The following is a 20,121-nucleotide window of genomic DNA, read 5'->3' on the forward strand; positions in this document are numbered from 1 at the left end:
TCCCGAGGAACCACCATGCCCTCCGCCGACATCGCCGAGCCCCACGCCGACGCCGCACCCCCCGCCGACGCCACGCCGGCCCCCGCCACCGCCCCCCGCCGCGCACGCCGCGGCCGCAAGCCGGCCGACGGGCCGCGGGCCACCTTCGGTCAGCTCCTGCCGTTCCTCTTCGAGCACAAGCGCACCCTCGTCGTGGTGGCGGTGCTCAGCATCCTGAGCGCGGTCACGATGCTCGTCCAGCCGCTGCTGGTCGGACAGGTCATCGACCGGGTCCAGAACAACGCATCGCTCGGCATCCTGCTGTGGGCGCTCGTCGGCTTCGTGATCGCCTCCTCCGTCGTCTCCGGCTGGCAGCACTACCTGCTCCAGCGCACGGGCACGGCGGTGGTGTACTCGAGCCGGCGCAAGCTGATCGCGCGCATCTTGCACCTGCCGATCAGCGAGTTCGACGCTCGGCGCACCGGCGACCTCGTCTCGCGCGTAGGAAGCGACACCACCCTCCTCTACGCGGTGCTCACCCAGGGACTCGCCGATGCGATCGGCAACGGCCTCCTGTTCGCGGGCGCCCTCGTCGCGATGGCCCTCATCGATCCGCTGCTGCTCGGGATCATCGTGCTCGTCATCGGCGTCTCGGTCGCGGGCGTGGTCGCCCTGAGCGGGCGCATCCGCACCGCCTCGACCGAGCAGCAGGAGAAGGTCGGCCAGCTCGCCTCCGGCGTGGAGCGCGCGGTCGGGTCGATCCGCACGGTGCGCGCGTCCGGCGCAACCGATCGCGAGGTCGAGGCCGTGACCGAGCGCGCGACCGAGGCCTACGCGGTCGGCGTGCGGATCGCGAAGGTCTCGGCCCTGGTCGTGCCCATCGCCGGCGTCGCGCTCCAGGTCTCGCTCCTCGTGGTGATCGGCCTGGGCGGGTACCGGGTCGCGACGGGAGCCATCGACATCGCGAGCCTGGTGACCTTCATCATGTTCCTGTTCATGCTCATCGCGCCGCTCGGCTCGTTCTTCGGCGCGATCACCTCGGTGAACCAGGCACTCGGCGCGCTCGGGCGCATCCAGGAGGTCCTCGACCTTCCGACGGAGTCGCAGAACGACGCAGCGATCGCCGCGTCGGTGACCCCCGAGCCGCCGGCCACCGCCCGCGCGGACGCTCCCGCGGTCGAGTTCCGGGACGTGCGCTTCCGCTACCCCGAGGCCGTGGTCGCCGCACGCCGCAGGGCCGAGACGGAGGCCATCGCGGTGCTCGAGAGCGCACACGTGGATGCCTCCGCCATCGCGCGGGACGGAGCATCCATCGATGTCGACACCGCCGCAGCGACCGACGGCGACGTCCTGCGCGGCGTGTCGTTCTCGGTGCCGCGCGGCGCGCGAGTGGCGCTGGTCGGACCCTCCGGCGCCGGCAAGAGCACGACACTGGCGCTGATCGAGCGGTTCTACGACCCCACCGGCGGCGCGATCCTCCTAGACGGCGCCGACGTGCGCACGCTCGACCGGGCCGACCTGCGCGCACAGCTCGGCTACGTCGAGCAGGACGCACCCACGCTCGCCGGGACGATCGGCGACAATCTGCGGCTGGCATCGCCCGACGCGACCGACGCCGAGTGCGAGGACGTGCTGCGGGCCGTGAACCTCGGCGACGTCCTCGACCGCAGCGAGGCAGGGCTCGACGCGCCCGTCGGTGAGAGCGGCGTCATGCTCTCGGGCGGCGAGCGCCAGCGCCTCGCGATCGCACGGGCCCTGCTGGCCGCGCCGCCGATCCTGCTGCTCGACGAGTCGACGTCATCACTGGACGGACTAAACGAGCAGCGCATGCGCGAAGCCATCGACGCGGTCGCCGCCGGCCGCACGCTCATCGTGATCGCCCACCGTCTGTCCACGGTCGTCGACAGCGATCACATCGTGGTGATGGACCACGGGCGGGTCGTCGGCGAGGGCACCCACTCCGAGCTCGTCGCCTCGACCCCGCTGTACCGCGACCTCGCCAAGCACCAGCTCCTCGTCTGACCGCGGCGTCGGTCCACCCGTCGCTGGTCAGGAGGTCTGCCGCACTCAGGACGCCGCCGCGTCGACCTGTCCTGATCCCGGCAGTTCTCCTGAGTCCGGCAGGCGTCGCGCTGCGGCAGCGCCGACGGTGGAAGACGGATGCCCCGGCCCGCCGCACAGGCGCAGGCCGGGGCATCCCCCGCGGACCGCGGATCAGGAGCGCTGGAGGCGGTAGCGCAGGGCGGCGAGCTCAGCCCAGAGCGGCGCGGGAACGCGTCCGTCGAACGTGCGGTAGAACTCCTCGGTGAGGTCGGCCTCGTGCAGCCAGAGCTGCGGGTCGACGGCGAACAGCTCGTCGAGGTCGGCCTGGGGCACGTCGATGCCGTCCAGGTCGAGGTCTTCGGTGTGCGGCAGGCGGCCGATCGGGCTCTCGACGGCCCCGACCTCGCCGTCCAGGCGACGGATGATCCAGTCGATGACGCGCGCGTTGTCGCCGAAGCCGGGCCACAGGAAGCGTCCGTCCGAGCCCTTGCGGAACCAGTTGACCTGGAACACCCGCGGCGCCCGGTCGAAGCGCAGCTTCTGGCCGACCTTGAGCCAGTGCCCGAAGTAGTCGGCCATGTTGTACCCGCAGAAGGGCAGCATCGCGAACGGGTCGCGGCGCAGCTCCCCGACGGTCCCCTCGGCGGCGGCGGTTCGCTCGGACGAGATGTTCGAGCCCATGAAGACGCCGTGCGTCCAGTCGGTCGCCTCGACCACGAGCGGGACGTTGGTGGCGCGACGACCGCCGAAGAGGATCGCGTCCAGCGGAACGCCCTCGGGGGCGTCCCAGTCCGAAGCGATCTGGGGGCACTGGTCCGCGCGGACCGTGAACCGCGAGTTCGGGTGGGCGGCAGGACGGCCGGATGCCGGGGTCCACGGCTTGCCCTCCCAGTCGGTGAGCTCTGCCGGCGGCTCGTCCGTGAGTCCCTCCCACCACACGTCGCCGTCGGGGCGGAGGGCGACGTTGGTGAAGATCGTGTTGCCCCACAGCGTCTCGACGGCGGTGACGTTCGTCGACTCCCCTGTACCGGGCGCGACGCCGAAGAAGCCGGCCTCGGGGTTGATCGCCCACAGGCGCCCGTCCTCACCGGGGCGCAGCCACGCGATGTCGTCGCCGAGGGTCTCGACGCGCCAGCCGGGGATCGTCGGGCGCAGCATCGCGAGGTTCGTCTTGCCGCAGGCCGAAGGGAACGCGGCGGCGAGGTGGTACGCCCGTCCCGCCGGGTCGATCACGCGGATGAGGAGCATGTGCTCGGCCAGCCACCCCTCGTTGCGCCCGATGACCGACGCGATGCGCAGCGCGAAGCACTTCTTGGCGAGGATGGCGTTGCCGCCGTAGCCCGACCCGAAGGACCACACCTCGAGCGTGTCGGGAAAGTGGACGATGTACTTCTCGTCGTTGCAGGGCCACGCGACGTCCTGCTCGCCGGGCTGGAGCGGGGCTCCCACGGAGTGAACCGTCTTCACCCACGGCGCCCCGCCGGCGATCTCGCGCAGCACGTCCGTGCCGACGCGGGTCATGATCTCGATCGAGGCGACCGCGTAGGCGCTGTCGGTGACCTGCACGCCGATGTGCGAGAGGGGACCGCCGACCGCACCCATCGAGAACGGAACGACGTACATCGTGCGACCCCGCATGGACCCTTCGAAGAGCGGCGTGATGGCCGCGCGGATCTCGTCGGGGGCCACCCAGTTGTTGGTGGGGCCGGCGTCCTCCTCGCGCTCCGAGGCGATGAACGTCCGGGCTTCGGTGCGCGCGACGTCGCTCGGGTGGGAGCGCGCAAGGTACGACCCGGGCCGCCACTCGGGGTTGAGCTTGATGAGCTTGCCCTCGTCGACCATCTCGCGCAGGAGTGCGTCGTTCTCGGCGCGGGAGCCGTCGACCCAGTGCACGCGGTCGGGCTGGGTGAGCGCCGCGATCTCGTCCACCCACGCGACCAGTTCGGCCATTCCCTCGCCCTGCACGGCGGGCAGATCGCCGAAGGCGCGCGTCACGGCCCGGCGAGCGGCAGCGGTGCCCTCGGGGCGGGTGAAGATGTCGGCAAGGGCCATGGTGTCGCTCCTCTTCGATGGGACGTTCAGATCGGTGGTCCTGATCTACTTTCCCGCGGTCAGGATGCCTCTTCCGCCCGAGGTGGCCGTCAAAAGTTGCGATTCTTTCGCTATCATCAAGGAATGCCCCCGACCTCGCTCGAACTGTCGACCCTGGGCCACCGCATCCGTCATCAGCGCATCGCGCACGGCTTCACTCTCGACGAGCTGGGAGAGCGGGTCGGCGTGGCCGGGAGCCAGCTCAGCCTCATCGAGAACGGCAAGCGCGAGCCGAAGCTGTCGCTGCTGCAGGCCATCGCGAACGCGACCGGGGTCGAGGTCGCCGACCTGCTGTCGTCGGAGCCGCCCAACCGCCGCGCCGCGCTCGAGATCGAGCTCGAGCGGGCGCAGGCCGGATCGGTGTTCCGCCAACTGGGGATCGCCCCGGTGAAGGTCACGAAGAGCATGTCCGACGAGACGCTCGAGTCGATCCTGGGCCTGCACCGCGAGCTGCAGCGCCGCGAGCGGGAGGCCATCGCGACGCCGGAGGAGGCGCGCCGGGCGAACACGGAGCTCCGCCTGAAGATGCGCGCCCTCGACAACTACCTGCCCGACATCGAGAAGCTCGCGGAGAAGCAGCTGAAGGCGGCAGGCCACGTCTCCGGGGCACTGACCCACCGCACCGTGAGCATCATGGCCGAGAAGCTGGGCTTCGAGCTGATCTACGCCGGCGACCTCCCGCACTCGACCCGGTCGATCACCGACCTCGAGAACGGCCGCATCTACCTGCCGCCCGCCTCGATCCCCGGCGGACACGGCCTGCGCTCGATGGCGCTGCAGGCCATGGCGCACCGCCTGCTCGGGCACCAGCGGCCGACGGACTACGCCGACTTCCTCCAGCAGCGCCTCGAGATCAACTACTACGCGGCGTGCTGCCTCATGCCCGAGACGGCGTCGGCCGCGTTCCTGCAGCAGGCGAAGAAGGACCGCAACCTCGCGGTGGAGGACTTCCGTGACGCCTTCGGCGTGACGCATGAGGCAGCCGGGATGCGGCTCACCAATCTCGCCACCCGGCATCTCGGCATCCGGCTGCACTTCCTCCGGGTCGACGGATCGGGTGCCATCACCCGCGTCTACGAGAACGACGACCTGCCGCTGCCGATGGACGTCACGGGCGCGGTGGACGGGCAGATCGCGTGCCGCCGGTTCTCCGCGCGCGCCGCATTCAGCGAGCAGAACCGCACGACCGAGCACTACCAATACACCGACACCCCCGCGGGCACCTACTGGTGCTCCACGCAGACCGGCACCACGAGCGAGGGCGAGTTCTCGATCACGGTGGGCGTGCCGTTCGACGACGCCCGCTGGTTCCGCGGGCGCGAGACCCAGAAGCGGGCCGCCTCGACCTGCCCGGACGAGTCGTGCTGCCGTCGCGCGCCCGCGGAGGTGACGGCGCGCTGGTCCGACAAGGCGTGGCCCAGCGCGCGCGTGCACATGCAGATGTTTTCGCCCCTCCCCCGCGGGACGTTCCCCGGCGTGGACGACAACGAGGTGTACGCCTTCCTCGACCGGCACGCGTGACCCGCGGGTCGTGGCGGCGGATGTCGCGGCGGCGGCGTAGCCTCGAGGGGTGACCCCCGAACTCGCCGCCCGCATCGTCGCGGACTCCCGCGATCGGGTGGCGTGGGTGCGGGCGCGTTCGCGCGGGATCACGGCGACGGATGTCGCGTCCCTCACGTCCGAGAGGGCGATCCCCCGCGCGGCCGACGCCAAGCTCATGGGCTCCGGATTCTCGGGAAACGCCTACACGGCGCACGGCCGGGCGCGCGAGCCGCAGATCGCCGGATGGGTCGCCGCGACGCACGGCATCCAGCCCTCGTCGGCGCTCTTCCACGCCGTCGTCGAGAAGCGCCACCTCGCGACGCCCGACGGGATCGCCGTCGACGCCGGCGGGCGCATCGTGCTCGCCGAGATCAAGACCACGAACAAGCAATGGCGCAGCATCCCCCGGTCCTACCTGCGGCAGGTGTGGTGGCAGCAGCATGTGCTCGGCGCCGAGCGCACCCTCGTCGCCTGGGAGCAGCACGACGACTTCGTGCCGGTCGACGACGAGCCCCGCTGCGTGTGGGTCGACCGCGACGACGTCGAGATCGCCCGGCTGGTGCGGCTGGCCACGGCGCTGATCGACGAGCTGTACCACCGCACGACGCGCGGTCGCACGCCGGTCGAGCCGATGTCGGCGGAACGGATGGCGCAGCCCTCGGCCCCGCGGCAACCCTTCCGCGCCCTGGCGCTCGCGGACTGATCCAGCCCGGTCGGCCCGGTCAGCCCGGTCAGACCGGTCAGCGAAGTGTCGTCACGACCTTCGCCTCGGCATCCCACACGCGCAGCCCCACGCCCTCTCCGCGCGTCAGCGGCGCGGCGATCGCGGTGAGGACCTCGCCCATGCGCTCGGCGGGCACGCGCCGGGCGAGCGTGACGTGCGGGGTCCAGCGGTCAATCGCGGTGTGGAGGTCGCGCGGACCGGGTGGTCCGAGCCGCTCGGCGACGGTGGCGTGAAGCGCGAGGAGCCTGGCGGTGACGACGACCTGACGGGCGACGACGACGCTGCGCGCGTGGGGGAAGAGGACCAGTCCGCCGAGTTCGATCGGCAGCGGGAGGAGGTCGGCGAGATCGGCGAGGACGGCCGGGTCGACGTGATCGCGGACGGCGAGGGTGATGTGGGGCCGGTTGCTCGGCGACGGATTGCGGCCGGCATCCGGCAGGCCCGCCGCGCGGAGTGCGGCCCAGTCGTTCGTGACCGCGCGTTCGGTCGCGGCATCCGGCACCAGCTCGACGCTGAACATGAGCTCATCCTCGCACCCCGGAATAGTTGACACAGATCAACGATTGATCATATAGTTGACTCCGATCAACTGTTGACTGATGTCAAACAGTTCTCCCTCTCTCCGTCCACTATCCGGGAAGACCCCATGGCTTCGACCACGCTCGCCACCGCCTCGGCCGCCGAGACCACCGCCGACGACAAGCGCCGCCACCGCCGGGTGCTGCAGGCCCTCACCGGCCTGCTGCTCGGCATGTTCGTCTCGATGCTCGCATCGACCGTCGTCTCCACCTCGCTGCCGGTGATCGTCCATGACCTGGGCGGAGACCAGTCCGCGTTCACCTGGGTCATCACCGCGACCCTGCTGACGACCGCGATCTCGACGCCGATCTGGGGCAAACTCGCCGACCTGTTCAACCGCAAGCGGCTGATCCAGCTCGCGATCGTGATCTTCGTGCTCGCGACCGCCGCCGCCGGGTTCTCGCAGGATCCCGGGACGCTCATCGCGTTCCGCGCGGTGCAGGGCGTCGGCGCCGGCGGACTCGCCGCGCTCAGCCAGGTGATCATGGCCGACATCATCAGCCCGCGCGAGCGCGGACGCTACATGGGCCTCTTCGGCGCCGTGATGGCCGTGGCGACCGTCGGCGGACCGCTGCTCGGCGGCGTCATCACCGACACCGTCGACTGGCGGTGGAACTTCTTCATCGCCGTGCCGTTCGCCATCGCAGCGCTCATCATCATGCAGCGCACGCTGCACCTGCCGGTGCGCGCGCGTCGCAAGGTGAGCATCGACTACCTCGGCATCGTGCTGCTGTCGACGGCCGTGTCGCTGCTTCTCATCTGGGTCACCGGCGCCGGCGACACGTATGACTGGTGGAGCACCGAGACAGTGCTGATGGTCGGCGGTGCCCTGCTCGCGGCCGCGCTGTTCATCGTGGTCGAGCTGAGGTCGAAGGAGCCCCTGGTGCCGCTCACGATGTTCCGCAACCGCACCTTCACGCTCGCGGTCATCGCGTCCATCTCGATCGGCATCGCGATGTTCGGCACGTCGGTGTTCCTCAGCCAGTACATGCAGCTCGCGCGCGGCGCGACGCCCACCGAGGCCGGGCTCATGACGATCCCCATGATCGCCGGGCTGCTCCTCGCCTCGATCGTGGTCGGTGGGCTGGTGACCCGCCACGGGTACTGGAAGCCCTACCTCATCGTGGGCGGCGTGCTGCTCATCGCGGGTTCGTTCCTGCTCTCGACGATCCACTACGACACGAACTTCGCGCTGGTGTCGCTGTATATGTTCCTGCTCGGGTCGGGCGTCGGGATGACGATGCAGAACCTCGTGCTGATCGTCCAGAACACCGCCCGCCCCGACGAGATCGGCGTCGCGAGCTCGGGAGTGACCTTCTTCCGCAGCCTCGGCGGCACGATCGGCGTGTCCGTCATGGGCGCCGCCCTGGCGACGTCGGCGACCGAGCTCTTCACCGACCGCAAGGACGCCATCAGCGCCGCGCTGATGACGCTGGGCGAGAAGGGCGCCGCGATCGGCGCCCAGCTCCAGTCGGGCACGATCCCGCAGGTGTCCGCGCTCCCGGAGTCCGTGCGCGTGATCGTCGAGGACATCTACGCCCAGGCGATCGCGCACTCGTTCCTCATCGCCGTCCCCCTCGCGGTCCTCAGCCTGATCGCGATCGTGTTCCTCCCGAACAAGCCGCTCACCCGCATGACCACGGCGGAGCGAGCCGCAGCCATGGAGGCCGACCTCGCCACCGTCTCGACGGCGGAGGGCATGGACGCTCTGGAGGCGACCGGGACGGTGAAGACAGCGGACGCCGAATCGGCGGACGAGGCATCCGGTCGCCGCTAATGTCGATGACGATGACCTCTCCCGAGACCCGCGAGGAGCGCACCCGAGCGGTGCGCGCCCTCGAGGCCGAGTTCGGAGAGCTGATCAATCGCTTCCGGCGGGTGATCGCCGACAACGCGAACCGCGTCAGCCCCGGCATGCTGCCGGGCGCCTACAAGGTGTTCACGACGATCGTCCGCCGCGAATCGATCACCCTGTCCGCACTCGCGGAGACGCTCATGGCCGACAAGGGCCAGATCAGCCGCACCGTCCGCGAGCTGGAGCAGCTCGGCCTCGTCGCGCGCACGCCCGATCCGGCCGACGGCAGGTCGAGCCTGCTGTCGCCCACGCCCGACGGACTCGCGCGGCTCGCCGAGGCCCGGGCGCCCCAGGAGAGCGCGCTCGTCGACGCCCTAGCGGAGTGGCCGATCGACGACATCCGCAATCTCTCGCGCCTGCTGCACGCGCTCACCGCGGGCGAGTCGCCGGCGGGCGGAGCGGGCTTCTCCACCCGGTAGCACCCGCGTAACACGGGTGAGACAAATCCGCGGTTGACTGGCCTCACCGCGGCGATCCCGCCGCCGACGACGACGTGCACGCGGAAGGAGCGTCCCCGTGAGATTCCGGCCGCTGCGATCAGCCCCTGCCTCCGACGCCGAGCGCATCGCCGTCGCCGATCCTCCCAAGCTCATGACCGCGGTCGTGTTCGATCGTCCGGGTGGCGCCGCCGCGCTGCACGCGGCATCCATCCCCGTCCCCACGCCCGTCCTCAGCGAAGTGCTGGTGCGCGTCGTGGCGGCGGGCATCAACCCGATCGACGCCAAGACCCGGGTGGGCGCCGGTGTCTCGGCGCAGATCCCCTCCTACCCTTCGACGCTGGGCTTCGACTTCAGCGGGATCGTGGTGAAGAGCCCCTTCGAGGCCCACCCGTTCCCGGTCGGCACGTCCGTCTTCGGCATGGCCGCCTTCCCGCGGACGGGCGGGACCTACGCGGAGTACGCCGTCGTGCCGTCGCTGTCGCTCGCGCGCAAGCCCGCCTCGCTGTCGCACGTCGAAGCGGCCGGCGTGCCGCTCGCCGCCCTCACCGCGTGGGGGCTCGTCGTCGAGACCGCGCGCGCCCACGAGGGGCAGCGCATCCTGATCCACGCCGGCAGCGGCGGAGTGGGGCATTTCGCGGTGCAGTTCGCGGCGTACTTCGGCGCGCACGTGACCGCGACGGCGTCGGGCCGCAACGCGTCCTGGCTGCGCGAGCTGGGGGCCTCCGTCGTCATCGACCACACCGCCACCGCCTTCGATGAGGTCGTCGGGAGTGTGGACGTCGTGCTCGACCTGGTCGGCAATACCGGCGGCGACGTCGGCACGCGCTCACTCCGGGTGCTGCGGCCCGGCGGCCTGTACGTCCTCGTGCCGACGGGGTCCTGGCCGGGATACGCCGATGCCGCAGCCGAGGCGGGCGTGCGGTCGACGAGCTTCAAGGTGACCCCCGACGGCGGTGTCCTCGCGACCGTCGGCCGCCTCCTCGATTCGGGCGCCGTCCAGGTCTACATCGACCGGGTGTTCGACCTCGCGGACGCCGCCGACGCGCACCGCCAGCTCGAGGACGGCCACACCCGCGGCAAGCTCGTGCTGCGGGTCAGCGACGACTGACCGGCTCAGCTGACCGGCGCCAGCACCCGGCGGCCCTCGGCGACCACCTCGTCGGCGATCGCGTCGAGCAGGGGCGAGCGGAGATTCCACTGCTGCCAGTGCAGGGGAACGTCGATCGGGGGGCCGCCCAGGCGCACGAGCTCCCCGCGCGCGAGCGGATCGGCCGACTGGAAGGTCGGCAGGAGCGCCCACCCGAGCCCGATCAGCACCGCCGTCGCGAAGTCATTCGACGCCGGGACGAAGTGCCGCGGGGGCCGCCCCGCGGCATCCATCGCGCGCAGCCACTCGTTCTGGAGGTCGTCGCGCCGGTCGAAGTCCACGACCGGCGCGTCGGCGAGGTTGCCGGGGGTCGTCCCGCCTCGGAGCCAGCGCTCGACGAACCCAGGCGTGGCGACAGCCTCGTACCGCATAGCCCCCAGCGCACTCACCCGGCAGCCGGCGACCGGTGTCGCGCGCGAGGTCACCGCGCCCATGACGGTTCCCGACTCGAGGAGGCCGGCGGTGAAGTCCTGGTCGTCGCGATGCACGTCGAAGACGATCGGATGCCGCTGCGACAGGCGGGCGAGGGGCGCCAGGAACCACGTGGCCAAGGAGTCGGCATTGACGGCCAGCGGCACAGCGGTGCGCGGCGCGCCGCCGTCGCCGGCACCCAGGGCGGCCACGGCGTCGTGCTGGAGCAGCGCGGCCTGTCGCGCGAGCCGGACGACGGCGACCCCCGCCTCGGTCGGTCGCGCCGGCTTGGAGCGCACGAGGACGACCCGGCCGAGCAGCTCCTCGAGCGCCTTGATCCGCTGGCTGACCGCGGAGGGGGTGACGTGCAGGCGGCGGGCCGCGGCATCCAAGGTGCCTTCGTCGACGACGGCGGCCACCGTCTCGGCGAGTTCGAAAGGGATCCTCATAGTAAGTCAGGCTAATGGACCTGAAGAAGCATGAGCTGGACTGAAGTCACTGTCGCACCTACGGTCGAAGGGTGCTCACCCCCGTCCTCGCCGGTCTCGGACTCGGCTTCTCGCTCATCATCGCGATCGGCGCCCAGAACCTGTTCGTCCTGCGCCAGGGCCTCCGCCGCGAGCACGTCTTCGTCGTCGCCGCGATCTGCGCGGCATCCGATGCCCTGCTCATCGCCCTCGGAGTCTCGGGGGTCGGGCTGGTCCTACAGGCCGTGCCCTGGCTCGTGGACGCCGTGCGCTGGGCGGGCGCGGCCTTCCTCGTGACGTACGGCGTCCTCGCCGCGCGACGCGCGTGGCGCCCCTCAGAGCGCGCCCTCTCCGTCGACGAGCAGACCCCGGCGGCCCCGGGCGCAGGCACCCGCCCGGCCGCGACGGCGACTCGGACACGCCTCACCCCCGTGGTGCTCACGTGCCTCGCGCTGACCTGGCTGAACCCTCACGTCTACCTCGACACGGTCTTCCTTCTCGGCACGGTGGCCAACACTCACGGGGACGCCCGCTGGCTCTTCGCGGCGGGGGCGATGACCGCGAGCGTCGTGTGGTTCTTCGGACTCGCGTTCGGCGCGCGGTACCTCAGCCGCTGGCTCTCCACCCCCCGCGCCTGGCGGATCCTCGACGGCGTCATCGCGGTCGTGATGATCGCGCTCGGAGTGAGCCTGGTGCTCCCCCACTGACCTGGTCGCATCCCCCTCAGCGCTCGATCTGCTCCCGCCGGGCGAGGACCAGCGCGCGCACGACGTCGTCGGGAAGTGGATGCTCCGGCTGGAAGCGGATCGTCCCCTTGTCGAGTCCGATCCCCGGGCGGCCGGCGAGCGAGTCCGCGACCGCGCTGACCGCTTCGGGGCTGAACGGGTACACGCCGATGTGCTTCTTCGCACGCATCACCGACAGGAGGGGCTTGCCGCGATAGACCAGCGCGGGCATGCCGTAGCCGGTTCCCTGCTCGGCATCCGGGACCGCCTCGCGCGCGAGGGCGTAGACCCGCGCGACGGCGTCGCGGTCGGCCGCATCCAGTCCGGCGAGAAGGTCGTCCACGGTTCCCATGGAGGCATCCTGACATCCGTGACGCGCGGGCGATACCCGCAGCGGGCACGATAGGAGCATGAGACGTGTGCATGTCCTCGTCGACGGCGAGGTGCAGGGGGTGGGCTACCGTTACACGCTGCGCATGGTCGCGGACGACGCCGGCGTGGCCGGATGGGTGCGCAACCGCCACGACGGCACCGTCGAGGCCGAGCTCGAAGGGACCGAGGCGCAGGTCGACGAGGTGCTCGCGTGGATGGCGGAGGGGCCGCCGGGATCGCGGGTCCGGTCTGCGAGGGTGACGGATGCCGCGACCACCGGCGAGCGCGGGTTCGAGGTGCGCGCGACGGTGTGACCGGATCAGTCCTCGAAGGGACGCAGCAGGCGGTCGACGAACCGGCGGGTGCGCTCCTGAGTCGGACGCGTGAAGAGGTCCTTCGGAGCACCGCGCTCGACGATGACGCCGTCGTCGAAGAACAGCACCTCGTCCGCCACCTGACGCGCGAACGCGAGCTCGTGCGTCACGATGAGCATCGTCCAGCCCTCGTCCGCGAGCTCCTTGAGGGCCAGGAGCACCTCGCCCACCAGCTCCGAGTCCAGCGCGCTCGTGGGCTCGTCGAAGAGCAGCAGCGACGGCTGCAGGGCGAGGGCCCGCACGATCCCCACCCGCTGCTGCTGGCCGCCCGAGAGCTGGAAAGGGTAGGCGTCGCGCTTCTCGCTCAGGCCCACGCGGGCGAGCAGCGCTTCGGCCCGTGCCGCAGCCTCGGCCTTCGGCACCCCGTGCGCGTGGATCGGGCCTTCGGTCACGTTCTGGAGCACCGTCCGGTGCGGGAAGAGGTTGTGGTGCTGGAACACCATGGCCGAGCGATCGCGGAGGGCGGTCCGATCGGCTTTCGAGACGGCCGCCGAGAAGTCCACGGTCGGTCCGTCCGCGAACGACACCACACCCGCCTCGGGGGTCTCAAGACCGTTCAAGGACCGCAGGACGGTCGTCTTGCCCGAGCCGCTCGGACCGATCAGGGCGACGACCTCGCCCCGGCGCACCTCGAAGTCGACGCCGTCGAGCACACGGTGCGCCCCGAAGGACTTCGTCAGACCGGTGACGGTCAGCAGCGGCGCGTCGTCGGCGGGTGCCGGCGGGGCGAGGGCGTCGTCGGTGGGTTCAGCGGGCGACATAGCGGTCGAGCCTCCGTTCGAGCGCATTCTGCCCCGCGGAGAGCACGAGGCAGATGAGCCAGTAGATCAGCGCGGCCTCGAGGTAGATCGGCAGCACCTCGAACGAGAACGCCGCGATCTGCTGGGCCTTGCGGAACATCTCGGTCACGAGGATCGTCGAGGCGAGCGAAGTGTCCTTGACGAGCGAGATGAAGGTGTTCGACAGGGGCGGCACCGAGACCCGTGCCGCTTGAGGGAGCACGACGCGTGTGAGCGTCCGGGTCTGCGAGAACCCCACGGTGTGAGCGGCCTCCCACTGCCCCTTCGGCACCGAGAGGATCGCCGCTCGGACGACCTCGGCCGCATATCCGCCGACATTGAGCGAGAACGCGATGATCGCGGCCGGCCAGGGGTCGATCACGATCCCCACCGACGGCATCCCGTAGAAGATGACGAAGAGCTGCACGAGCAGCGGGGTCCCGCGGATCGCCGAGATGTAGACGCGGGCGATCCCCGACAGCACGCGGCTGCGCGAGAGCCTGAGGAGCGCGACGAGCACCGCGATGACCAGGCCGAACGCGAACGACAGGAGCGCGAGTGGGATCGTCCCCGTGATCGCGGCCAGCAGCAGGGGCCAGAACGAGTCCACCAGCAGTTGCCAGGTGCTGCCATCCATGGGCGTTTCTCCCTTCCGGGCAGACGGGACCGCCGCCCGCCCACGGCCGGGCGGGCGGCGGTTGGCAGACTACTCGGTGACGTCGTCCCCGAAGTACTTCTCGCTGATCTCGGCGAGCACGCCCTCCTCGCGGAGCTCGGCGAGCGCGGCGTCGACCGCCTCGACGAGCGCGCCCTTGTCCTTCGTGAAGGCGAAGGCGCTGAGGCTCGGGTCGTCGGTCTCGGTCGCGATCTTGAGGCCCGTCGGACCCTCCGAGTTCTCGTAGTCGAGGAAGGTGAGGCTGTCGTTCACGGTCGCGTCGACGCGGCCCTGCTCGAGGAGGGCGACGGCCTGCGCCCATCCCTCGACAGCCTCGACCTGCGCGCCGCTCTCCTCGGCGAGCGTGTACCAGTTGCTCGTGAGCGACTGCGCGGTGGTCTTTCCGGCGAGGTCGTCGAAGCTCGAGATCGAGTCGTCGTCCTCGCGGACGACGATGACACCGGGCGAGACGGTGTACGGCTCGCTGAAGAGGTACTTCTCCTCGCGCTCGGGGTTGATGGACACCTGGTTGCCGATGACGTCGAAGCGTCCGGCATCCAGGCCCGCGAAGATCGCGTCCCACTGCGTCTCCTCGAAGCGGACTTCGAGTCCGAGCTTCTCGGCGACCGCTTCGGCGATCTCGACGTCGAAGCCGACCAGTTCGCCGCTCTCGTCGTGGTAGCTGAAGGGACGGTAGGTGCCCTCGGTCGCGACGGTCAGCGTGCCGTCGGCGACGAGGCCGTACTCGCTGCCGGAAGCGGCGGAGCCGGTGGGCTCGGACCCGCTCGTGCTGCACGCGGTGAGCGCGAGGGCGGCGGTGGCGGCGAGGGCGAGGACAGTGAGACTGCGGCGTGGCATGACGGTGCTTCCTTGAATGGTGGAGGGAGTCGGCCCAGAGGGGAACGTCGTGGTCCCGGGCCCTTCAAGTACAACACATCGTGATGGGAGTCATTGACGCACGTTACGCTTCGTTGCCTCGCCCGGCGGCTGGATGCTGTCGCGAGAAGCCGCCGACTCGACGGGCGGAACGAGAACGGGGCCCCACCCGAAGGTGAGGCCCCGTTCGTGACGACTCAGAGGGAGTTGACGTCCAGCGGGATGCCGGGGCCGAACGTGGTCGACACCGCACCCTTCTGGATGTAGCGGCCCTTCGAGCTCGACGGCTTGAGGCGGATGATCTCCTCGAGCGCGACCTTCAGGTTCTCGTCGAGCTGGTCGGCCGAGAACGAGGCCTTGCCGACGACGAAGTGCACGTTGGCGTGCTTGTCGACGCGGAACTCGATCTTGCCGCCCTTGATCTCCTCCACGGCCTTGGCCGGGTTGGGGGTGACGGTGCCGGTCTTCGGGTTGGGCATGAGGCCACGGGGGCCGAGCACCTTACCGAGTCGACCGACCTGACCCATGAGCTCGGGGGTCGAGACGGCGGCGTCGAACGCCGTGTAGCCGCCGGCGACCTTCTCGATGAGCTCGGCGCCCCCCACCTCGTCCGCACCCGCGGCGATGGCGGCCTCGGCGGCAGGACCCGTGGCGAACACGATGACACGGGCGGTCTTGCCCGTGCCGTGCGGGAGGATGACGGTGCCGCGGACCATCTGGTCGGCCTTGCGCGGGTCGACGGCGAGCTTGAGCGCGACCTCGACGGTCGAGTCGAACTTCGCCGAGCCGGTCTCCTTCGCGAGGGCGACGGCCTCGGTGGGCGTGTAGAACTTGTCCGCCTCGATCTTGGCGGCAGCGGCCTGGAAGGCCTTGGACTTGGTAGCCATGTTTCCTATCCCCCTCAGTCCTCGACCGTGATGCCCATGGAACGGGCGGTGCCGGCGATGATCTTCGAGGCGGCCTCGATGTCGTTCGCGTTCAGGTCGGGCTGCTTCGTCTCGGCGATCTGTCGCACCTGCTCCTTGGTGAGCTTGCCCACCTTGGTCGTGTGCGGCGTCGGCGAGCCCTTCTGCAGGCCGGCGGCCTTCTTGATGAGCTCGGCGGCGGGAGGGGTCTTGAGGACGAACGTGAAGCTGCGGTCCTCGTAGACGGTGATCTCGACGGGGATGACGTTGCCGCGCTGCGACTCGGTCGCGGCGTTGTACGCCTTGCAGAACTCCATGATGTTGACGCCATGCTGACCGAGCGCGGGGCCGATCGGCGGCGCCGGGTTGGCTGCACCGGCGTTGATCTGAAGCTTGATCAGGCCGGTCACCTTCTTCTTCGGTGCCATTGTTTTCCTTCGTTCGAGCACCCTTGGGGGGCGCGCTTCCACGAACCAGGCGATCCCTGGACGTGGTGGGGTTTCGTCGCGCGATGGGCGCAACCGCTCTAGTCTACCGGATGCTCTCCCCGACCCGCGCCGAGGCCCCTGCCCAGACCTGTGGCGGAGCTCTGCCGAGAGCCGGACACGGATGCGGAGATGTGCAGGATTGCGGATGCCGCCGGGCCGAGGCATCCGAAATCGTGCACATCCCCGCGGCCCTGCACGCCGCGGGGCGCGGAAGGGATGCGGGTGCCGTAGAGGTGCCTCACGCCGCGCGGTGCAGCCCCTGCGCAACGGCGCGGACGATCATGTCGTGCACCTCGGGCCACGCGGTCATGACCTGCACGAAATCGATCCGGATCACGTGGAAGCCGAGCAGCATCAGTCGCGCATCGTGCGCGATGTCGCTGCGTCGCTGGGCTCCGACGTGGTGACCGCCGTCGATCTGGAGCACGAGGCGATCGCCGATGAGGAAGTCGACCGGGTGTCCGGCCAGCCACACCTGCTGACGTACCGGCAATCGAAGGAAGCGCAACCGCCGGGGGACGAGCGTCTCGAGCCCCGAGTCGGACAAGAGCGAGCACTCCTCGACGATCGTCCGCGCTGCCCGGGAGAGCGGCATCCGGTCGAGCACGTGGCGGTCGACCGCGCCTTGCCGGAGGGCGGACTCCCAGATCGTGAGCGCGTCTTCGTGCGGCAGGCATCCGGCGACGAGAGCGAGCACGTTCTCGACGGGGTCGACCAGGGCATCGGGATGCCGCGGCACGAGCGGCTTCGCCCAATGGACCCGAGTCTCTTCCGTCACCTCGCCGATGTGCCCGTGCATCGGGGCGGCGACATGCACCGCGTCGTCCCGCACGACCCATAGGCCCAGTCGGCGCGCCTGCGTCTGGCAGGTGAGCACGACGCCTGCCCGAGCGGCCGCGACCAGAAGCGGGTCGGCATCCGGCAACGCAACCCATCCGATTCGCGGCCTGATCAGCACTCCCGAGGCGAGGGCCCCTTCGATCACGCGCCGCGGGATTCCCCTCTCTCTCAGGGTGGCGACGCGCGCGACGCCTCCCGCCCCGATCACGGCACTGGACAGGTCTCTCACTCCGCCATCGTGGCGGTTTCCGGTCCCGGCTCCGCCGTGTTCGCGGGCGACGGGGACAACGCGGCTGTCCGCGCCGGCTGGGGAGGAGCGGACACGGATGCGGAGATGTGCAGGATTGCGGATGCCGCCGGGCCGAGGCATCCGAAATCGTGCACATCTCCGCGACCCTGCACGCCGCGGGGAGCGAGTCGCTGAAATGACGAGGCGCCCTCCCCGAGGGGAAGGGCGCCTCGTCGTAAACCCGGACTAGAGCTTCGTGACCTGATCGAAGGACAGCTCGACCGGCGTCTCGCGCTCGAAGAGCGAGACGAGGACCGTGAGCTTGCCGCTCTCGGGCTTGATCTCGCTGATCGTGCCGGGAAGACCCGCGAACGAGCCCTCCTTGATCGTGATGGTCTCGCCGACCTCGAAGTCGACCTCGGCCGGGATGACGCGAGCGGCGGCCGCGCCGCCCTTCTTGGCTGCGCCGGCCTTCGCGGGCGCGGTCTCCTTGATCTCGACGAGGCTCTTCAGCATGTTGAAGGCTTCCTCGAAGCGGAGGGGCGTGGGGTTGTGCGCGTTGCCGACGAAGCCGGTCACGCCGGGCGTGTGGCGCACGACCGACCAGGTGTCTTCGTTGAGCTCCATGCGGACGAGCACGTAGCCGGGGATCCGGACGCGCGTGACCATCTTGCGCTGACCGTTCTTGATCTCGACGACGTCCTCCATCGGGACCTCGATCTGGTAGATGTCCTCTTCGACCTCGAGCGTCGACTTGCGCTGCTCGATGTTGGCCTTCACCTTGCGCTCGAAGCCGGCGTAGGAATGGATGACGTACCACTTGCCCGGAAGCGAGCGCAGCTCGGCGCGGAACGCCTCGTACGGGTCCTCGTCCTCATCGGCGTCGTCTGCGTCGGCGTCGGTCTCGTCGACTCCTGCGTCGGCGTCGGCCTCCGCCTCGTCGACGACAGCCGCTGCGGCGTCGACCTCGGCCACGAAGTCCTCGTCGAGCACGGCCGGGTCCTCGTCGCCGTTCACGTCGGGGCCGTCGTAGGGGGCCACCTCGTCGGCGGCCTCCGCCTCGAGCTCGGCCACCTCCTCGGCGATGGAGTCGTTGATGACCTCGGCGGCGGCCTCGGCCTCGGCGGCCTCGTCGATGTTCAGAGCGTCGTTCACGATGGCGTCCGCCTCCGGGTCGTCGATGTCGATGTCGATGTCTTCGATTTCGGCGTCTTCCTCGTCGGCGTCGTCGACGATGTGGATCGCGACGTGCTCGGCCGGGGTGTTCGCGCGGTCCTCTTCGGCGAGGATGTTGCCCTCCTGGGCTTCGTCATCCTCGGAGGACTGCTCCGCCGCCGTCGCCCAGTCGGCGTCGTCGATGAATCTTTCAGACACTGAATTCTCTTCCGTTCTGTCCGCAGCGGGATCGAGTCCGCTCGCGTGCCCCGGGACGGGGCCTGTTCAGGCGGGTCAGGCGCCCGGCACTCCGAAGACGTAGGCCGTGATCCACACGAAGAGCACGTCGAGGCCGTAGACGATCGCCATCATGACGACCACGAAGCCGAGAACGACCGCCGTGTACTTCAGGAGCTCCTGGCGCGTCGGCGTGACGACCTTGCGGAGCTCGGCGAAGACCTGACGGATGAACATGGCGATCCGCGCGAAGACGTTCGGCTTCTTCTCGCGAGGTGCGCCGCCCGCGGGGACGACCTCGCCCGTCGGCTCGTCCTGAACCATCGATGCCACCTGATTACCTTCCGTGCGCCGGCATCTGCCGCCGCACTGTGTTGTCAACCGCCGACGACGTGGTGCCGACGTTGCGCTGACGCGCAGGGCGGACAGGAATCGAACCTGCAACCTGCGGTTTTGGAGACCGCTGCTCTGCCAATTGAGCTACCGCCCTAGAGACCCGGGGGCCTCGGAAGCCCGCGCTCTTCCACCGGCACCTGATCGAGAGGAGCCTGCCCGAAGGGTGGGCACGGCGAAAGAATGCAGACTTCAACTGCACGCCCAAGTGTACGGCATGCCCCGGGGGCCCGCGAATCGATCAGTACTGCTGCACGCCATACCGGTCGGGCTCCGGCGCCCGCTCGAAGGCCCTTCCGGAGAGGGATGCCGCCTCCACCCGGACGGAGGTGTACTTGAGCGTCGGGATCCACGGCGCAAGACCCAGGCCGTCCGCGCGCTCGACCTCCTCGGAGGTGTCGAGCGCCCGCGCGTGACCGCGGATGATCACGCTCCAGGCGTCGGTGTCGGTGTAGTCGTCGACCTCGAACAGCACCTCGTCGTTGACCGTGAGCTCGAACATCTTGCTGCCCTGCGCCGTGCGGAAGAGCACGCTCTCGCCGTCCACCACGTAGTTGACGGGGAAGATGTCGAGCACATCGCCCACGTGGGTGACCAGGCGGCCGAGCTCCTGCGTCCGCAGGCGCTCCCAGCACTCTTCGTCGGTGAGGGCGACGACGGGATCCGGTGTGTCTGCCATGCCTCCATCCTCCCGCTCGCCCGAGCCCCGCGGTAGTCCCGGGACGGCGCGCGGGCGGCGGTGCTGCTCTGACCGGTCGCGCGCCTTGCCGCCGGTCGCGCGCCGACGCCGCCGAGACAAGGGCCGTCGTCGAGCC

21 protein-coding genes and 1 tRNA gene are annotated in these 20,121 nt (G+C 70.2%); 8 read left to right on the forward strand and 14 right to left on the reverse strand.

Features of this window, described 5'->3' with window-relative positions:
- The first annotated feature begins 15 nt into the window (after nt 1-15).
- The gene (locus tag ACFQ0P_RS02050) at nt 16-2,001 is read left to right on the forward strand and encodes an ABC transporter ATP-binding protein (protein WP_204980063.1); all 1,986 of its coding nucleotides are present in this window, start codon (nt 16-18) and stop codon (nt 1,999-2,001) included.
- A gap of 192 nt (nt 2,002-2,193) precedes the next feature.
- On the opposite strand, the gene ACFQ0P_RS02055 is transcribed toward ACFQ0P_RS02050, so the two are convergent.
- Nucleotides 2,194-4,074, reverse strand: coding sequence for a phosphoenolpyruvate carboxykinase (GTP) (locus ACFQ0P_RS02055; protein WP_204980064.1), 1,881 nt, complete (start codon nt 4,072-4,074; stop codon nt 2,194-2,196).
- A gap of 123 nt (nt 4,075-4,197) precedes the next feature.
- On the opposite strand from ACFQ0P_RS02055, the gene ACFQ0P_RS02060 reads away from it, so the two are divergent.
- A complete protein-coding gene (locus tag ACFQ0P_RS02060; protein ID WP_204980065.1) occupies nt 4,198-5,634 on the forward strand; it encodes a helix-turn-helix domain-containing protein in 1,437 nt (478 codons plus the stop codon).
- A gap of 49 nt (nt 5,635-5,683) precedes the next feature.
- Entirely contained in the window at nt 5,684-6,358 is a 675-nt protein-coding gene (locus tag ACFQ0P_RS02065; RefSeq protein WP_204980066.1) for a YqaJ viral recombinase family protein, read from the forward strand.
- 37 nt (nt 6,359-6,395) lie between these two features.
- Here the strand turns inward: ACFQ0P_RS02065 and ACFQ0P_RS02070 are convergent, their stop codons facing one another.
- Nucleotides 6,396-6,899, reverse strand: a complete 504-nt coding sequence (locus ACFQ0P_RS02070) for a 2'-5' RNA ligase family protein (protein WP_204980067.1) — start codon at nt 6,897-6,899, stop codon at nt 6,396-6,398.
- 126 nt (nt 6,900-7,025) lie between these two features.
- On the opposite strand from ACFQ0P_RS02070, the gene ACFQ0P_RS02075 reads away from it, so the two are divergent.
- The 3 genes from ACFQ0P_RS02075 to ACFQ0P_RS02085 all read left to right on the forward strand — a co-directional run bounded on the left by ACFQ0P_RS02075 (nt 7,026) and on the right by ACFQ0P_RS02085 (nt 10,361).
- On the forward strand, nt 7,026-8,735 hold the full coding sequence (locus tag ACFQ0P_RS02075) for an MDR family MFS transporter (protein WP_204980068.1): 1,710 nt from the start codon (nt 7,026-7,028) through the stop codon (nt 8,733-8,735).
- A gap of 11 nt (nt 8,736-8,746) precedes the next feature.
- Nucleotides 8,747-9,232: a MarR family winged helix-turn-helix transcriptional regulator gene (locus tag ACFQ0P_RS02080; protein ID WP_204980069.1), complete on the forward strand. Its 486-nt coding sequence runs from the start codon at nt 8,747-8,749 to the stop codon at nt 9,230-9,232.
- A gap of 97 nt (nt 9,233-9,329) precedes the next feature.
- Nucleotides 9,330-10,361: an NADP-dependent oxidoreductase gene (locus tag ACFQ0P_RS02085; RefSeq protein WP_204980070.1), complete on the forward strand. Its 1,032-nt coding sequence runs from the start codon at nt 9,330-9,332 to the stop codon at nt 10,359-10,361.
- A gap of 5 nt (nt 10,362-10,366) precedes the next feature.
- Here the strand turns inward: ACFQ0P_RS02085 and ACFQ0P_RS02090 are convergent, their stop codons facing one another.
- Complete coding sequence (locus ACFQ0P_RS02090; RefSeq protein ID WP_204980071.1) at nt 10,367-11,260, reverse strand: LysR family transcriptional regulator ArgP; 894 nt, start codon at nt 11,258-11,260, stop codon at nt 10,367-10,369.
- A 71-nt stretch (nt 11,261-11,331) separates the two neighbouring features.
- Here ACFQ0P_RS02090 and lysE point away from each other — a divergent pair, with 71 nt between their 5' ends.
- A complete protein-coding gene (gene lysE, locus ACFQ0P_RS02095; protein ID WP_204980072.1) occupies nt 11,332-11,985 on the forward strand; it encodes an L-lysine exporter in 654 nt (217 codons plus the stop codon).
- A gap of 16 nt (nt 11,986-12,001) precedes the next feature.
- On the opposite strand, the gene ACFQ0P_RS02100 is transcribed toward lysE, so the two are convergent.
- On the reverse strand, nt 12,002-12,355 hold the full coding sequence (locus tag ACFQ0P_RS02100) for an iron chaperone (RefSeq protein ID WP_204980073.1): 354 nt from the start codon (nt 12,353-12,355) through the stop codon (nt 12,002-12,004).
- 58 nt (nt 12,356-12,413) lie between these two features.
- On the opposite strand from ACFQ0P_RS02100, the gene ACFQ0P_RS02105 reads away from it, so the two are divergent.
- Nucleotides 12,414-12,689, forward strand: a complete 276-nt coding sequence (locus ACFQ0P_RS02105) for an acylphosphatase (RefSeq protein ID WP_204980074.1) — start codon at nt 12,414-12,416, stop codon at nt 12,687-12,689.
- Nucleotides 12,690-12,694: 5 nt separating this feature from the next.
- On the opposite strand, the gene ACFQ0P_RS02110 is transcribed toward ACFQ0P_RS02105, so the two are convergent.
- From ACFQ0P_RS02110 to ACFQ0P_RS02155, 10 genes are all read right to left on the reverse strand, one after another.
- Complete coding sequence (locus ACFQ0P_RS02110; protein ID WP_378771193.1) at nt 12,695-13,510, reverse strand: amino acid ABC transporter ATP-binding protein; 816 nt, start codon at nt 13,508-13,510, stop codon at nt 12,695-12,697.
- Nucleotides 13,497-14,165 (reverse strand): amino acid ABC transporter permease, encoded by a 669-nt coding sequence (locus ACFQ0P_RS02115; protein ID WP_204980075.1) that lies wholly within the window; start codon nt 14,163-14,165, stop codon nt 13,497-13,499. The genes ACFQ0P_RS02110 and ACFQ0P_RS02115 overlap by 14 nt, the downstream gene beginning before the upstream one ends.
- 69 nt (nt 14,166-14,234) lie before the next feature.
- Nucleotides 14,235-15,041: an amino acid ABC transporter substrate-binding protein gene (locus ACFQ0P_RS02120; RefSeq protein ID WP_204980076.1), complete on the reverse strand. Its 807-nt coding sequence runs from the start codon at nt 15,039-15,041 to the stop codon at nt 14,235-14,237.
- A gap of 215 nt (nt 15,042-15,256) precedes the next feature.
- The gene (gene rplA / locus ACFQ0P_RS02125; protein ID WP_204980077.1) at nt 15,257-15,946 is read right to left on the reverse strand and encodes a 50S ribosomal protein L1; all 690 of its coding nucleotides are present in this window, start codon (nt 15,944-15,946) and stop codon (nt 15,257-15,259) included.
- A 14-nt stretch (nt 15,947-15,960) separates the two neighbouring features.
- A complete protein-coding gene (rplK, locus tag ACFQ0P_RS02130; RefSeq protein WP_056121761.1) occupies nt 15,961-16,392 on the reverse strand; it encodes a 50S ribosomal protein L11 in 432 nt (143 codons plus the stop codon).
- A 298-nt stretch (nt 16,393-16,690) separates the two neighbouring features.
- A complete protein-coding gene (locus ACFQ0P_RS02135) occupies nt 16,691-17,521 on the reverse strand; it encodes an endonuclease domain-containing protein (RefSeq protein WP_378771197.1) in 831 nt (276 codons plus the stop codon).
- Nucleotides 17,522-17,767: 246 nt separating this feature from the next.
- Nucleotides 17,768-18,895, reverse strand: coding sequence for a transcription termination/antitermination protein NusG (gene nusG / locus ACFQ0P_RS02140; RefSeq protein ID WP_204980079.1), 1,128 nt, complete (start codon nt 18,893-18,895; stop codon nt 17,768-17,770).
- A 75-nt stretch (nt 18,896-18,970) separates the two neighbouring features.
- Nucleotides 18,971-19,237, reverse strand: a complete 267-nt coding sequence (gene secE, locus ACFQ0P_RS02145; protein ID WP_204981498.1) for a preprotein translocase subunit SecE — start codon at nt 19,235-19,237, stop codon at nt 18,971-18,973.
- A 93-nt stretch (nt 19,238-19,330) separates the two neighbouring features.
- Nucleotides 19,331-19,403 (reverse strand) — tRNA-Trp (locus tag ACFQ0P_RS02150).
- Between the two features lie 144 nt (nt 19,404-19,547).
- On the reverse strand, nt 19,548-19,985 hold the full coding sequence (locus ACFQ0P_RS02155) for a pyridoxamine 5'-phosphate oxidase family protein (protein ID WP_204980080.1): 438 nt from the start codon (nt 19,983-19,985) through the stop codon (nt 19,548-19,550).
- Nucleotides 19,986-20,121: the final 136 nt, after the last annotated feature.

This window comes from Microbacterium insulae (assembly GCF_042677065.1).
In the GTDB taxonomy this organism is placed as follows: Bacteria; Actinomycetota; Actinomycetes; order Actinomycetales; family Microbacteriaceae; genus Microbacterium; species Microbacterium insulae.

Excerpts from the sequence above, each read along its gene's own strand:
- ACFQ0P_RS02050 (WP_204980063.1), top strand. The coding sequence starts at position 16 with ATGCCCTCCGCCGACATCGCCGAGCCCCACGCCGACGCCGCACCCCCC.
- ACFQ0P_RS02055 (WP_204980064.1), bottom strand. The coding sequence starts at position 4,074 with ATGGCCCTTGCCGACATCTTCACCCGCCCCGAGGGCACCGCTGCCGCT.
- ACFQ0P_RS02060 (WP_204980065.1), top strand. The coding sequence starts at position 4,198 with ATGCCCCCGACCTCGCTCGAACTGTCGACCCTGGGCCACCGCATCCGT.
- ACFQ0P_RS02070 (WP_204980067.1), bottom strand. The coding sequence starts at position 6,899 with ATGTTCAGCGTCGAGCTGGTGCCGGATGCCGCGACCGAACGCGCGGTC.
- ACFQ0P_RS02075 (WP_204980068.1), top strand. The coding sequence starts at position 7,026 with ATGGCTTCGACCACGCTCGCCACCGCCTCGGCCGCCGAGACCACCGCC.
- ACFQ0P_RS02080 (WP_204980069.1), top strand. The coding sequence starts at position 8,747 with ATGACCTCTCCCGAGACCCGCGAGGAGCGCACCCGAGCGGTGCGCGCC.
- ACFQ0P_RS02090 (WP_204980071.1), bottom strand. The coding sequence starts at position 11,260 with ATGAGGATCCCTTTCGAACTCGCCGAGACGGTGGCCGCCGTCGTCGAC.
- ACFQ0P_RS02100 (WP_204980073.1), bottom strand. The coding sequence starts at position 12,355 with ATGGGAACCGTGGACGACCTTCTCGCCGGACTGGATGCGGCCGACCGC.
- ACFQ0P_RS02105 (WP_204980074.1), top strand. The coding sequence starts at position 12,414 with ATGAGACGTGTGCATGTCCTCGTCGACGGCGAGGTGCAGGGGGTGGGC.
- ACFQ0P_RS02110 (WP_378771193.1), bottom strand. The coding sequence starts at position 13,510 with ATGTCGCCCGCTGAACCCACCGACGACGCCCTCGCCCCGCCGGCACCC.
- ACFQ0P_RS02115 (WP_204980075.1), bottom strand. The coding sequence starts at position 14,165 with ATGGATGGCAGCACCTGGCAACTGCTGGTGGACTCGTTCTGGCCCCTG.
- ACFQ0P_RS02120 (WP_204980076.1), bottom strand. The coding sequence starts at position 15,041 with ATGCCACGCCGCAGTCTCACTGTCCTCGCCCTCGCCGCCACCGCCGCC.
- rplA (WP_204980077.1), bottom strand. The coding sequence starts at position 15,946 with ATGGCTACCAAGTCCAAGGCCTTCCAGGCCGCTGCCGCCAAGATCGAG.
- rplK (WP_056121761.1), bottom strand. The coding sequence starts at position 16,392 with ATGGCACCGAAGAAGAAGGTGACCGGCCTGATCAAGCTTCAGATCAAC.
- secE (WP_204981498.1), bottom strand. The coding sequence starts at position 19,237 with ATGGTTCAGGACGAGCCGACGGGCGAGGTCGTCCCCGCGGGCGGCGCA.
- ACFQ0P_RS02155 (WP_204980080.1), bottom strand. The coding sequence starts at position 19,985 with ATGGCAGACACACCGGATCCCGTCGTCGCCCTCACCGACGAAGAGTGC.